General features: G+C 60.8%; 14 protein-coding genes. 5 read left to right on the top strand and 9 right to left on the bottom strand.

Features of this window, described 5'->3' with window-relative positions; genetic code table 11:
* Positions 1-5: 5 nt before the first annotated feature.
* Positions 6-563, bottom strand: a complete 558-nt coding sequence (locus E1573_RS16050; RefSeq protein ID WP_133215409.1) for a MarR family winged helix-turn-helix transcriptional regulator — start codon at positions 561-563, stop codon at positions 6-8.
* A 125-nt stretch (positions 564-688) separates the two neighbouring features.
* On the opposite strand from E1573_RS16050, the gene E1573_RS16045 reads away from it, so the two are divergent.
* The 3 genes from E1573_RS16045 to E1573_RS16035 all read left to right on the top strand — a co-directional run bounded on the left by E1573_RS16045 (position 689) and on the right by E1573_RS16035 (position 2240).
* Positions 689-1423, top strand: a complete 735-nt coding sequence (locus tag E1573_RS16045) for a hypothetical protein (RefSeq protein WP_133215407.1) — start codon at positions 689-691, stop codon at positions 1421-1423.
* Positions 1424-1507: 84 nt separating this feature from the next.
* Entirely contained in the window at positions 1508-1894 is a 387-nt protein-coding gene (locus E1573_RS16040; protein WP_133215405.1) for a hypothetical protein, read from the top strand.
* Between the two features lie 49 nt (positions 1895-1943).
* On the top strand, positions 1944-2240 hold the full coding sequence (locus tag E1573_RS16035; RefSeq protein ID WP_133215403.1) for a hypothetical protein: 297 nt from the start codon (positions 1944-1946) through the stop codon (positions 2238-2240).
* Positions 2241-2249: 9 nt separating this feature from the next.
* Here E1573_RS16035 and chrA read toward each other — a convergent pair whose 3' ends face one another.
* The 5 genes from chrA to E1573_RS16010 form a co-directional block, all read right to left on the bottom strand.
* Positions 2250-3437 carry a chromate efflux transporter gene (gene chrA, locus E1573_RS16030; protein WP_133215401.1) on the bottom strand — a complete coding sequence of 396 codons (1188 nt, stop codon included), beginning with the start codon at positions 3435-3437 and terminating at the stop codon, positions 2250-2252.
* A 136-nt stretch (positions 3438-3573) separates the two neighbouring features.
* Positions 3574-4314 carry a TorF family putative porin gene (locus E1573_RS16025; RefSeq protein WP_133215399.1) on the bottom strand — a complete coding sequence of 247 codons (741 nt, stop codon included), beginning with the start codon at positions 4312-4314 and terminating at the stop codon, positions 3574-3576.
* Between the two features lie 96 nt (positions 4315-4410).
* Positions 4411-6153: an amidohydrolase gene (locus E1573_RS16020; protein ID WP_133215397.1), complete on the bottom strand. Its 1743-nt coding sequence runs from the start codon at positions 6151-6153 to the stop codon at positions 4411-4413.
* 82 nt (positions 6154-6235) lie between these two features.
* A complete protein-coding gene (locus E1573_RS16015) occupies positions 6236-7234 on the bottom strand; it encodes a helix-turn-helix transcriptional regulator (RefSeq protein WP_256659550.1) in 999 nt (332 codons plus the stop codon).
* 83 nt (positions 7235-7317) lie between these two features.
* A complete protein-coding gene (locus tag E1573_RS16010) occupies positions 7318-9222 on the bottom strand; it encodes a M14 family metallopeptidase (protein WP_133215395.1) in 1905 nt (634 codons plus the stop codon).
* A gap of 72 nt (positions 9223-9294) precedes the next feature.
* On the opposite strand from E1573_RS16010, the gene E1573_RS16005 reads away from it, so the two are divergent.
* Together E1573_RS16005 and E1573_RS16000 are read left to right on the top strand one after the other, a co-directional pair.
* Entirely contained in the window at positions 9295-9621 is a 327-nt protein-coding gene (locus E1573_RS16005; protein ID WP_133215393.1) for a cupin domain-containing protein, read from the top strand.
* Positions 9622-9685: 64 nt separating this feature from the next.
* The gene (locus E1573_RS16000) at positions 9686-11914 is read left to right on the top strand and encodes a C1 family peptidase (protein WP_133215391.1); all 2229 of its coding nucleotides are present in this window, start codon (positions 9686-9688) and stop codon (positions 11912-11914) included.
* A 101-nt stretch (positions 11915-12015) separates the two neighbouring features.
* Here the strand turns inward: E1573_RS16000 and ureG are convergent, their stop codons facing one another.
* From ureG to E1573_RS15985, 3 genes are read right to left on the bottom strand one after another with little or no spacing between them, the layout of a single operon-like run.
* A complete protein-coding gene (gene ureG, locus E1573_RS15995; protein WP_133215389.1) occupies positions 12016-12642 on the bottom strand; it encodes an urease accessory protein UreG in 627 nt (208 codons plus the stop codon).
* A 12-nt stretch (positions 12643-12654) separates the two neighbouring features.
* Positions 12655-13329, bottom strand: a complete 675-nt coding sequence (locus E1573_RS15990) for an urease accessory protein UreF (RefSeq protein WP_133215387.1) — start codon at positions 13327-13329, stop codon at positions 12655-12657.
* The gene (locus E1573_RS15985; RefSeq protein WP_133215385.1) at positions 13329-13874 is read right to left on the bottom strand and encodes a HupE/UreJ family protein; all 546 of its coding nucleotides are present in this window, start codon (positions 13872-13874) and stop codon (positions 13329-13331) included. Before E1573_RS15985 ends, E1573_RS15990 begins: the two co-directional genes overlap by 1 nt.
* Between the last annotated feature and the right edge of the window lie 10 nt (positions 13875-13884).

Here is a 13884-nt window from a genome sequence, read left to right as displayed (position 1 = left end):
GCACATTACTCCGTCGTTTCGGCGAGTTGGTGCTCGCGGCAAATCAGTTCGCGCTCTGGCGGCGCCAGCGGCTCCTGGGTCAGTTCGCAAAAGCCACCACTGCCAGTCTGGCGGTGAAAGCGGCAGGTCTTGCACAAGCCAAACCCTGGCACGTTCTCACTGCGCTGGATGTTACGCAGCAAGTCACTCAACAACCCTTCCAGTGCCTGGGCCTGGCCCCCCATACGCGTCGTCGCCGTCACAAGGAAATCCGGCGGCATGACGGCATCGAGCAATGCCCGGGCCGGTTCGGTCAGGCTCAGGTGCACGCTGCGTTTGTCGGCCACGTCCTGGGTCTTGACGATCAGGCCCTTGGCCTCAAGCGCCTTGAGCGATTGCGACACCGTGCCTTTGGTCAAGCCCAGGTACTCGGTAACCGCCAACGGCGTATTGGAGTAACGGTTGCAGCGCGCCAGGTACAGCAAGGCGCTGAGCTGAATCGGCTGCAGATCGGCCAACAGCGGGTGCTGGCGGAACCAGACGCGGGTCAGGCTCGACAGCCGCTCCAACAGGTCAAATAACACGGCGCGTGGTCTCGATTGATAACGTCGATAAATAGTATCGAATAAAAACTATATTGACAAAGGCCTAAATCGGCTTAGGCTATTTGGTATCGATTCGAAACCATATAACCCACAGGAGCCCTCCCATGAAACGTACGCTCGCCTTTACCCTCAGCCTGTTCGCCACGCAGGTTTGGGCCCATGAAACTCCCGGAATCAGCAGCGCCAAAGGCAATGCCGAAGCGGCCTTCGACCTGGTTCAGACCCGGGTCTTCAAGCAAGGCGATAACCTGGTATTCGAACAACTGGTCGACGGTAAAGCCGGTAGTCGCTTGCCCAGCGCCAAAGGTTCGTTCGCCGGTGCCGAGGTCTACAGCTACGTCTGGCCCACCAGCCTGGACAGTAGCAGCGTCGGCTTCGAGGCCAAGGCCGGGATTCTCGCCCTGGCGTTGACCTCCCACCCAGACTTCGATGACACCCCGCAACTCGACGAGAACCGCGACGGCAAAACCGACAACGACGGCGGCCTGTGGCACTCCCACTGGGTGGTATTGAGCAAGGACGAAAGCTGCGGGCCGAGCGGGCTCAAGGTGCGCGACATTCCCAAAGGCGCCAAGCCGAAACTGCCAGCCACCTGGCCTGGTGCGCCGATCTACATCGACTCCCCCGGTTACGCGTTGAGCGTGGACAAAAACGCTGCGCAAATCAGCGTGCCGTTGGCAGCCGTCGGCTTCCCGCAGAGCTTCAATTACGACGGTGTAACGGCTGCCCTGAAGGTCAACGCCGACCTGCACAACCCGCTGCTGTGCGTCAGCAGCGTATGGGACATCAGCTCTGGTGACCTGTCGCTGCCGGGCACCTGGAAGCTCAAGCAGGAATAACTTTCGCCAGCCTGCGCGCCGCCCGGCGACAAGCCACGGCGCGCCTCTGGGCAAAAGCCCCCAGGGCTCGCTATGCTGGACAGCATGAACGCCTCCTTGCCCACCCGCACCCCCTGCCCGCCCGGCGCCTGCGATTGCGGCCGTGAAACGCTGCAGGATATGCGCATCCTGTTGCTCACGCGTCAGGAGGAAAAGCGTTTGCTCGAACGCCTGGAAAACCTGCAAAGCCTGGCTGATCTTGAGCACATGCAGCGCAAGCTGTACGAGAACCTGGGGATTCGCTTGCAGATCAGCCCCAGCGACAACGAAGTGCGTACCATGCGCGGCTTCAACATCCAGATTGCTGAACTGCCAGGCCTGTGCCGCAAGACCCGGCAAAGTATCCCTGCCGCGATCCGCCGCGCCCTTGAGCGACAGCCGGAGATTGCCTACCGGCTGCTGGATGCCAACGATTTGTTGCGTGATGCTTGAACGACAGCACGGTAACTCCTTGAATAGCCCCTTCAGGATCATCTACCCCATGACCGCCCTAACCCCCCGAGAGGTTTACCAGCAACTGCGCGACGTCGCCCTTGGTTTGCGCTCGATGCGCCACCTGCCGCCGGCTTCGGCAAATGGCCTGGTCCCGATCGAGATTGAAGGCTGGCAACTGCTGCTGGACTTCGAAGGCAACCGCCTGCACCACTGTGAGCATTGCCTGCACCCAGATGGCCGTCAGGGCTCGCCCGACACCTGGCAGCGTTACGGCACCGATCCGGTCAGTTTGCTCAGCACCTGGGAGATGGCGCAGATCGAACGGTTGCTCAAGGCGCGATAAAGTTCGCGCTTAAAGCAACCCGCCTGCTGCGCCACAGCCGATGACCACCAGCCAGGTGGGCATGCGCCAGAACATCAATGCCACCAGCGCGACCAAGGCCAGGCCGAAGTCGGTGGGCTGCAAGATGGCGCTGGTCCATACCGGCCGATACAGCGCCGCCAGCAACAGGCCAACCACCGCCGCATTGATCCCTTGCATGGCCGCCTGCATGCGCACATTACCGCGCAGCTGCTCCCAAAATGGCAGCGCGGCAAATACCAGCAAGAACGACGGCAGGAAGATCGCGACCAGGCACAACAGGCTGCCCGCCCATCCCGACAGCGGACCTGACATCGATGCCCCAAGAAACGCGGCGAAGGTGAACAACGGCCCTGGTACAGCCTGGGTTGCGCCATAACCGGCAAGAAACGTCTCGTTGCTTACCCAGCCGCTGGGCACCACCTGCGCCTGGAGCAGCGGCAACATGACGTGGCCACCGCCAAACACCAGCGACCCTGTACGGTAGAAGGCATCGAACAGGTTCAGGGCCTGGCTCGACCACAACTCGGCCAGCAGCGGTAACCCCAGCAGCAGGGCAAAAAACAGCACCAGCCAACACACCCCGGCGCCATTACTGATACCGATGGGCAATGGCTCATGCGCCAGTGCTCCGGAGGGTTTGAACATCAACAGGCCGGCGACTGCGGCCAGGGCTATCACCCCCACCTGCGCCCAGGCTGAGGGCACCAGCAACACCAGGCATGTGGCAACCGCCATCACCGTAACCCGAGGTGCATCGGCACAGAGGTTGCGTGCCATGCCCCAGACCGCCTGGGCCACCACCGCGACTGCGGCGACTTTGAGCCCATGCAACACACCGCCAGGCAAGGCATCGGCGAAACGGGCGATCCCCAAGGCAAACAGCGTCAGCGCCAGGGCCGAGGGCAACGTGAAACCCAGCCAGGCCGCCAACGCCCCGCGATACCCCGCCTGTGACAACCCCAGGGCAATCCCGACCTGACTGCTGGCAGGACCCGGCAGGAACTGACAGAGCGTTACCAAGTCGGCATAGCTGCGCTCATTCAGCCAGCCGCGACGGCTGACAAACTCCTCGCGAAAATAGCCCAGGTGAGCGACGGGCCCACCAAAGGAAGTCAGGCCCAGGCGCAGAAAAATGAGGAACACCTGCCAAGGGCTGCAAGCGTGATTGTCGGGCATGCGCTGTTCTTCTGAAAACACACAGCCTCAAACAATACAGGATCCGGTGGGAGCGGGCTTGCCCCGCGATTGCGGTCGTTCAGTCACATCGCATCGCGGGGCAAGCCCGCTCCCACAGCAAGAGAAGCACGCCGAATCAGAACTTCGTGCTGGCGCTGGCCACCACGGTTGCCGTGCACAGGTCGTCAAAGCCGTACCAATTCAGGCATTCGCTTTTCGACAGGTCGGTGTCGATGTAACTCAGCTCCCAGGTCACGCCAACAAACTCACGGGTGAACTTCACTTCCCACTCATAGTAGGCATGACGGTCATCACCACTGGCAGACCAGAACGCCGGATCTTTTACATCATTGCGCCCGGCTCGCAGGGCCAGGCCAACGTCGCCCGGCAAGGTCAGGGCGTACCCCAGGTGGGTGTAGAGGGTATCCTGGTCATGACCGAAGACGTTCGGGGTGTCGTTGGAATAGAAGGCGCCCAGTTGCACGCCGTACACATCCAGTACGGCATACACTTCACTGAGATTGAACTGGCCTTCCTTGGGGTAGGAATACTTGATGTAACCCAAATCAAGCCCGATAGCATCGCTCGCCTGCCAGTACCAGCCAGCGTAGTAATCCACCTCTTGGCGGGTCTTGAAGTCGAAGCCGAAGTCAACGTTCGACGTCCAGGCCCCCAGGTACAAGCCACTGCTGTGCATCAGAGTGGCACCGGCCTGCAGTGCCGGGTCGCCGAGGGTTTGTGAGATGCCGCGGCTGCGGTAGTCGCTGACGGCGGCAAGGTCGACCTCCAGAGAGAAGTCATCGCTCACGGTCAGGGCCTGACTGGTCATGGGCGCCAGCAACAGGCTGGCGAAGGTATACATGGCGCGTGCGTTCATACACAACCCTTATTGTTATCGGTGTTCGGGCAGAAAAGTGCGGGCGAAACCGGGCCCCTCACGGTGCAAGGAGCCAGGCATCGTTTTGGTGTGAAGTCAGGAAGCCGGGGCGTAGACCTGTTTACCGGCGAAGAAGGTCTTCAAGACCTGGGTGTCGAACAGTTCTTCATTGCTGACCTTGAACACATCGCGATCCAACACGATCAGGTCAGCTTGCTTGCCAGGCGCCAGCGAACCGATGTGCTGGTCCAGGCGCAGGGTTTTCGCGGCATTGAGGGTATAGGCCCGGAACATCACCTGGCGGTCGACGCTTTCCTTGGCATTGAGCACGCCCAACGGCCCGGTGCGGGTGATGGCCTGAGCAATGGCATTCCACGGATTGGGGCTGGACACCGGCCAATCGCTGGCACCGGCAATGGTCGCACCCGCATGCTCCAGGGAATTGGCCGGGTACTGATGGCTGTAGGCGGAGGCGCTGATGTAGGGCTTGACCAGCTCCACCGTATAGTTCTCGGCGGTGGCCCACAACATTTGCATGGAGGCGATCACACCCAGTTGTTTGAAGCGCGGAAAGTCTGCGGGATCGACCACTTGCAGGTGGCTGATACTGTGCGCCCTGGGCGTGCTGGAAAGCTTGCGCGCATACGCCACACCGTTGAGCGACTCACGCACCGCGCGGTCTCCAACGGCATGCATGTGCACAATCCAGTCGCGCTGCTCTGCTGCGGCCACCAGCGCGCCGAAATGCTCAGGCTCGACCAGCAACTGTCCGTTCTTCTGGCTGTTTTTATAGGGCTCGAGCATGGCAGCCGTCTGCCCCGGGTATTCGAGCACACCATCAACAAAAATCTTGATGCCCGGGAAGCTCAGGTTGGGCACGCCCTCGAATGCCTTGGCCACCTTGGCCAACACTTCAAGGTCTGCCGGGCGGCTCTTGGAGTTGGCAAGCAGCAAGGCAGCGACATGGGCGTTGAGTTCGCCCTTCTCAGCCAATGCCCGGTACAGCGGCAGCACACCGTAGCTGTGCTCGGTGGGCTTGAAGTCGAACAACGAATCTTCACTGCCGGCGTTAGCCGCCGCGTCCATCCAGGCGGTGACACCGTATTGGTTATTGATGCGCACCGCTTCACGCGTCGCCTTGAGCATGAAGGCTTCGCTGGGCGCCGGTACCTGGCTGCGCACTGCGTCCCAACGGGATTCTGAGAAAAAGCCGTTCGGGGTGAAGTCCGCCTCGTGCCCGACATAACTGCGGTCTTGTTCGGACATGCCTTTGACCTGCGCTGCATCCAGTTTCAAGCGTTTGAGCATGGCGCTGTTGGCCCAACCGGTATGGCCGTCAATGCCACTGAGCACCAGCGGCTGCTCGGCCCAACGTCCTTGATTGAACACCTGGCCCAGCTCACGGCTTTTCTCCCAGTAAGCCGAGCTCACCCCGGAAATGAGGATGACATCTGCGGCGCGGCCACGATCTTCTTTGAGCTCGGCCAGAATCCATTGCTCCAGTTCCGGCAGTGGCTTGACTTCATCAGCAAGGTTGGCGCCCAGGCTGGCAACAGCTCCCAGCACCGGATGGCTGTGGGTGTCGATCATGCCGGGCATCAGCACCTTGCCGGCCAGGTCAATGCGTTGCGTGCTGGCGTCAGCCAGGGCATTGATTTGCGCGTCGCTGCCCACTTGCAGGATCTTGCCGTCCTTGACAGCCACCGCTTGCATCAAGGCCTGGCCGGGTTCGGCGGTGAACACCTTGCCGTTGTACAGGACGAGGTCTGCGCCAGCCATTGCCTGCAGGGAACCACAGGCCAGGGTCGCGGCCAACAGCGTGGGAATCAATCGTTGCATTGGAACACTCTCTTGTTGTTATCGGCTCTGGGCTCACCCTATCGCGCACAACACAAGAATGGACCTCTGCAAATGAGGAGGGTCAGGTGATTTTCTCGGCCTGCGGTGCCACCGAGCGCAAGGCCGAACCCAGCTCGACCTTGCTCTTGACCCCCAGCTGCACGTAGCAATTGCGCAGGTAGGTGCGCACGGTCGCCGGGCTCAACGACAGTATCCGGGCAATTTCCTTGTAGGAATGACCAGCCGCAAACAGCATGGCGGCAGTGCGCTCACGCGGCGCCAGCGCTACACCCGGTGCGTGGGTTTCGAGGGACAAAATCACGTGTTCGCCATTCGGGCTCAGGGTCAGCGCGCAGCGGCCCAGGCGCATCACGCAGGGCACCTTGTGCAACTGCGCAATGACCTCGACCGGCAGCGTAGAACCATCCCAGCCGGGCACTTCGCGCTCAATGGCTGCGCACAAACGTGCGCCGACGTACAACAAGCTGCCATCCAGGCGGGCCACCCCAAAGTCGCTGGCACCGTTGCCGGTGTCGAGGCGGATCATGTCCTGGACCTGAAATCGCCACAGTTGCAGCAAGTGTTCACAGTAGGCGCAGAACAGCCCCTCTTCGTCGGCATTGAAGGCGTTGTCCTCGACCCCGCGATACAAACAGACAAAGAAGTTCAAACCGCTCTCTGGCAGTTCGAAGGTGATACTCATCAAGTGATAGAGGTCGTACCGGCGGGCGAAGTCATTGACCGCTTCAACCGGGTCAGTGAATTCGCTGTCGCGGATCACCCGCCCCGGCCTGGCCAAGGTGTCGTGAGCAAAACTGTCCAGGTCGGCGACGTGGTGCCACTCGCTGGCGAAGGATGCCGGTAAGTCGATGCGCCCGGTCATCCAGCTCTGCAGTGGCACACTGGAGTCCCTGTCGGACATCTCTCCCCACCAGGCCGAGGTAAACGGCACCAGTTGCCGAAATGCGCGCAAGCCGTCGGCAATGAAGTGCGAGCCCCCCTCCTCGCGGGCGAGCCTGGCCAATGTCAGCACACACTGATTGAACGTCTTCAGGGTTGCCATGGACAACGGTGCGACCATCTTACTCTCGCTTATTATTTTGATCATGATCGCGGGGCAAGCCCGCCCCCACTGGTGGGAGCGGGCTTGCCCCGCGACAGGCACTAAAACACCGCCCCCACAGGATAAACAAACGCATTCACGTCATAAAACGGCGTGCGTTGATAAAACCATTGCAACCGCGCACTGGGGCTGGCGGCAAAGGCCTTGTCGTTTTTGAGTTTCTCCTCGAACTCGGCCTTGAGTTCCGGGCTTTGTGCGAGCATCTTGCGCGCCATGGGCTCCATCACGTATTCCTCTGGCTCCTCGGCAACCACCAGGGTCGAGTTGAAAAAGCCCCAGGCCCAGAACGAGTCAGGGCTTTGCGGGTACAGCAGATTAACTGCCAACACCCCCAGCGGCTGATCAAGATCGATCACCACCGAGCCTGCGGGGAAGGTCTGCGAGCGCTTGAACGGCTTGGCCACACCACTGACCGGCAGGCGCCCTTCGTAACCGGGAATCTGGTTGACCTGTGCACGGTCCGGTTCGAAGCCGCCGGCCACCTTGACCTCATCCATGCGGTACAGGGTAACGTCCATGGCCGTCGGTTTCTCCAGGGTCGTCATCTGGATGCCATGGGCCTTGAGCCGGGCAATGACCTCGCGCCACTGGCCAGGTACCACATACTGCTGAGGCCGTTTGGTGACCAGATCCGGCTCGGTATTACCCGTCACCGGTACGTTCAACTGCTTGGGTTTGTTGCTCCAGACGATGGTCTTGGCTCCGGTGATCGGCGACTGCTCGTAACGGTAGTCACCGACGGTGAACGGGATAGTCTCGGCCTTGCCCGGCTTCCAGGTGAGAATGACATCCTGCTGGTTCTCCAGACGCTCCCGGTCCTGGCGGATGGCCTCCCTGAGCGATGCCGACTGCTCGCCGATAACCTGAAACATGCTCTTGAGCATCACATAATTGCCCAACACCTGGGTTCGGTACGGGTGCAGGGCGTGCTGCTCGATGAGAATCGACGGAACGTTGCGAATATCGCCGTACTGGTTGGAGAAGCGCGCGTAGTCCGTACGGTATGGGTAGTAACCCTGGGTCGGGTCTTGGTTGTCGTTGAGGCTGATGCACTCATGCACCACATGGCCGTCGCCTTGCAGTGCCTGGTACACCGGTGCCTTCATCACGTTATCCATCCACGCACTGCTGGCGGGTGACCAGCCGTTACCGTTGTGGCAGTAGGAGCTGTCGTAGGGGTACATGGCCCCGTCGGTGGAGTGGGTGTCGGCGAAAAAGCTCAGGTCATAGGTGTTGAACACCCAGGCAACGTTGCGGATTTCAGCGCTGTCGAGTTTGGTGAAGTCACGGTTGAGGTTGTAGTTCAAGCCGTTGACCCGCCATCCGGTCTGCTGCGGGCCATTCTGGTTAATCCGCCCATAGGCGCTGCGGCGTAGGTCACCATCGATGTTGACGGTGGGAATGAACAGGATGTTGACCTTCTCCAGCAGTTTCGCCAGAGGCTTTTCACCAGTGGTCATGTCGCGCAGCAACATGAACATGGCGTCTTTGCCGTTGGCTTCGCCGGGATGGATCTGCGCCTCGACAAAAATCGTCGGCTTGCCTGACTCGTTCAATCCGGCCGGCGACTTGTCGACTTCCAGCGACGCGATGGCCATGACCATCGCATGGCCTTCGGCGCTTTTCTCCGGCAGGTCATGCAACACGATACTGCCACCAGAGGCGGCCACCAGCTTGTTCAGGTAGTCGCGTGTTTGCGTGTAGTCGCTGGTCTGGTTGAAGTCGCTGGCTTCAGCTAGCGTAATCAACGGATTGTCGGCATTGGCCAGGTAGCGGGTGCTGGTCAGTGTTTGCTCGAACATCGGCGGAAGAATGCGCTGTTTGGCCGCCTCCGGGTAAACGCTGTCATCGATGTACGACGGCGCACTGGGCAATGCTGCCAGTACCGGCAGGCCAGACCCCAGCAACAGAGCGACACACAGCGGCTGCACAAGCGAGTGTTTCATGATGACTCCCTATCATGAGTGGCAGACGCCACCTTAAACCACAATGGGGTAGCAGACGAGGGTCAGGCCACGATGCTCAACAACCTGTTCAGCCCACTGCCCAGCGATCAAGCGCAAGAACACTTCGACGAGCTGTTGACGCGCCCCGGTTTGTGTATAGAACGTATTGTCTCCCATGGCCAGGCGAGCCCGCCGGGTTTCTGGTACGACCAACCGCAATGCGAGTGGGTCCTGTTGCTCAAGGGTTCGGCCGGGTTGCGCCTGGAACACGAAGACTATTCTCGAGTGTTGAAACCTGGCGACTTTGTCGAGATTCCCGCCCATTGTCGACACCGGGTCGAGTGGACCGACGCCACCCGCGCTACCGTTTGGCTAGCCGTACATTTTGGTGCGATCTGAACGCTGTCGCCCACGCGACGGCTTACCTGTGAGGTGAGGTCACCCTTCACGCAAGGAGAAGCGCATGAGCAAATCAAAAGCCAGTACCGTCAAAAGCCCGGCTGCCAAACCCGCAGTCAATCGCACGCCAATTGCCGGTCGCCTGTTTGACGCGCGCCCCGACCGCCTGGACTTTCGCGACCTGCCCTACACCCCACCGCTGCGTTCCTTGCCACCCTGTGCCCCGGCACAAGCGGATTTGGCCACTTACCTGAAAAGCTACGTCGCCCAAGGGCTGGTACTGGATCAAGGCAGCGAAGGCGCGTGTACCGGATTCGGCCTGGCGTGTGTGGTCAACTACCTGTTGTGGCTACAACACCTGGCGCTTGGCAGCACGGGCAGCTTTGCCGCCGTGAGCCCGCGCATGCTCTACGAACTGGCCCGGCGCTACGATGAGTGGCCCGGTGACGACTATCAGGGCTCCAGTTGCCGTGGCGCGCTCAAAGGCTGGCACAAACATGGGGTGTGCAGCGAACAGCACTGGCCGTTTTCCAGAGAAGGATTTGTCCGCCCCTTGCCCCAGTGGAACACTGATGCGGCGACCCGGCCATTGGGTGTGTATTACCGCATCAACCGCAACGCCGTAGTCGACCTGCAGGCGGCGGTTCTGAACATTGGCGCCGTGTATGTGTCGGCCAGGGTGCACGATGGCTGGGAAAGCCTTATGCACAAGCGGGCTACGGCACTGCCCGACAGCCTTGACAGTCTGCCGGTCATTCCCACCGCAAAAGTACCCGGCTCACTTGGCGGCCACGCGTTTGCCATTGTCGGCTACGACCAGCGGGGATTCGTGGTGCAAAATTCCTGGGGCACCCGTTGGGGCCGTTCCGGTTTTGCCGTACTGCCCTATGAAGACTGGGTCATCCATGGCACCGATGCCTGGGCGTGCGCGCTCGGTGTGCCGCAGCAGCTATCGGACCCGCGCAGCCTCAAGCCCGGCCAAATCGATTTGCGTGACCAAATGTCTTCACCCTTCCGCGTCGGCTCCGGGCGCTCGCTGACCGCGCTCGATCGCTCAGCGCGGCAACCGGCTAACCCAGTAGACGACCCTTGGCCCTTCGATCACCCTTTCAACGAACCGAGATATCAGCCGATAAGCACCCCGCGCGCCTATGAACTAACCCTGGTCACCGGGAATGATGGTGAAATTGTGCCCACTGACTTCACCCGCAGCCCTTTGGATCGCGCAGGTTTAGTGAAAGAGACCGTGCATGAGCGTCCACTGGCCTGGTTGCAGACACAGGCGCAGAAAAAGACCTTACGCCTGGTGATCTACGCACACGGTGGACTCAACGGTGAAGACGAATCCATTAAACGCATCCGCGTGCTAGCGCCCTACTTCCTGGCCAACGGCATTTATCCGTTGTTCATGACCTGGAAAACCGGCCCGGGTGAAACCCTGGCGAACATGGCGCAAGACTGGTTCAAGAAGCTGTTTGGCGGTCAGGATGAGCTTGTCCAAGGTGTGGATGATTTCTTCAGTGATGCCAAGGATAAAACCGTTGAGGCGCTTGCCAAGGTGTTGGGCACCGGTATCTGGACTCAGATGCGCAACAATGCCCGCGACAGCAGCCGCCCCGGGCACGGGTTGGATCTGCTAAGCCGGGCCCTGCAATCTTTGGCCGTCGACTTGCAAGGCCAAGGGGCGAAGTTGGAGCTGCATCTGGTGGGCCATTCGGCTGGCTCGATTTTGTTGGGCCACCTGCTGGACCTGTTGGGCAAGCTCCCCGCGCTACCCGTCAAAGTAAAAAGTTGCGAATTGTTTGCCGCCGCCTGTTCCACTGAGTTCGCCTTGAAGCACTACCTCAATGCACATGTCACCGGGGTGCTGAGCCTTGAGCAGTTGTGGCTCGATGTCCTGCGCGATGACGATGAGAGGGCCGATGGCTTGCCGACGCCCGACGTTCCCGCCTATGGCAAGTCCTTGCTCTACCTGGTGTCGCGGGCCCTGGAAGATGTACCCAATCAGCCTCTGCTGGGCATGGAGCGCACCCTTGACCCGCAATTTGCCAATGATCCAAAACAGTGGAACGCCAGCACGTTGCCGAGCGTGCAAAAGTGGCTGGCGAACTGGCCGACGAAACCTGATCGCTTGCGGGTCTGGCATTCGTCCTCGGTGCTCACCACCCGTGAAGGCCGGCAGATTCAGGCGACACACGGCTCGTTCGATAACAACATTGAAGTTTTGACCTTTGTGCTCATGCGCATCCTGAACAAGAAACTGATCGCGCAAATTGAGTGGCTGGACTACTAGTAGGAATGGGCTTGTCCGGCGATTGCGGTGCATCAGGCACATAGCATCGCGGGGCAAGCCCGCTCCTACAGCAAGCCCGCTCCGACCGAGCAAGGGTGTTGCTAGCCTTGCACCGCTTTGAGCATGCCACGCTCGACAATGAAGTCGATCACCCGCTGCAACCCGTGCCCGGTCTTGAGGTTGGTAAAGGTCCAGGGCCGCTCGGGGCGCATGCGCTGGGTGTCTTTTTCCATCACCTCCAGCGAGGCACCCACATAAGGTGCCAAGTCAATCTTGTTGATCACCAGAAAGTCCGACTTGGTGATCCCCGGCCCGCCCTTGCGCGGGATTTTCTCGCCCTCGGCCACGTCGATGACATACACCGTCAGATCAGCCAACTCCGGGCTGAACGTGGCGCTGAGGTTATCGCCACCACTTTCGACGAAAATCACTTCAAGGTTGCCAAACTTGCGCGCCAGGTCTTCCACGGCAGCCAGGTTCATCGAGGCGTCCTCACGAATTGCCGTGTGCGGACAACCTCCGGTTTCCACCCCTACGATGCGCTCGGGCGCCAGGGCACCCGCTTCGGTGAGGATGCGCTGGTCTTCCTTGGTGTAAATGTCATTGGTGACCACGGCAATTTCATAGTGGTCGCGCATGGCTTTGCACAGGGCTTCGAGCAGGGCCGTCTTGCCGGAACCGACCGGGCCGCCGACGCCGACACGCAAGGGTTGTTGGTAGCTTTGCATAACGCTATTTCCTCAGGATCGGAACAATCGGGTGTATTGGGTTTCATGACGCGACGAGGCAATCGCCAGCAGCGGCAAGCCACCGCCCAGCTGGTCGTCGGGTAATTCCAGGGCCATCTGCAACACCTCGGGCAGTGCCTCGCACAGGTCACGCAGCAGGCTTTGCGCGGCTTGCTGACCAAACGGCACCAGTTTCACCCCCGCCATCACTGCACCTTCGAGCCAAGCGAATCCATAGCCCAAGGCCAGATCACGCAGCGGGATCTGCCACTGCGCACCGAGCCAGGCCATACCACCCAGTTGGCTCAGTGCCACGCTGGCTCGCCATGGCGGCGCCTGGCATAGCTGCCAGCCGTCGAGCAAGCGTGCCAACGCCATGCCTCGCTGGCGCTCTTCCAGGCGCAGTTCGGCGGTTTCACGGTTCGCCAGCAGGAACTGGCTCCAACGCGCGAACGCTTCGGCATCGTCGGCCTGACAGGCGCGATAGAGGCGCGCCAACAGCGGCCAGTCGAGGCAGCCCAGGGTGTCGTGCAGCTGCTGCAGTTGCCAGGCGCGAAATCCTTCGGCGCCTTGCACCCAACCCGCCTCCACCGCCCACTCCAGACCTTGGGAGTAAGTGAAACCACCAACCGGTAGGTTCGGGCTGGCCAATTGCAGCAGGCGCAGCAGCTTCAGCTCGTTGCTCATCAGCCGGCCAACACCAGCGCAGCACCGGCCAGCAGGCCACCGCCGCAGGCTTTTTGCAGGCCTTGATGCCGACGCAGCAAACAGCCCGCGCCAAAGCCGACCAGCAGCAACAGGCCGCTGACGGTGACAAAACCGGCACTGAACAGCCAGAACGCCCCCGGGCTGGCTTCAACGCCATGAGCCCAGCCATGGAACAAGGCGAACAGCGGCATGGCCAGGGCCAACAGCAGCTGACGGCTGGGCAGCAACAAAGCAGCGGCCGCCACCAGCAACGAGCCGATGATCATCGGCTCCATACCAATCACCCCGCCGAACAGGTGGCCGAGGAAAGCACCAGCAAACATTGCACACAGGGTCAGCAGCGGCAGCGCCAGGGTACGCCCGGTGAGTGCGGCCAGCACACCGGTACCCAGCAACATCAGCAGGTGATCGAGGCCAGTCAATGGGTGCAGCAGGCCGTCTTGCAGCGGGTTGCTGTCATGGCCTGGATGGGCAAAAGCAGGGACGGCAACCAACAGCAGCGCCAGGGCGAGGGCTTTTTTCATGGGTAATCTC

This window comes from Pseudomonas sp. H9 (genome assembly GCF_004353925.1).
Classification (GTDB): Bacteria; Pseudomonadota; Gammaproteobacteria; order Pseudomonadales; family Pseudomonadaceae; genus Aquipseudomonas.
The sequence above is the reverse complement of the archived record's forward strand: the minus strand, read 5'-3'. Positions and strand labels throughout refer to the sequence as shown.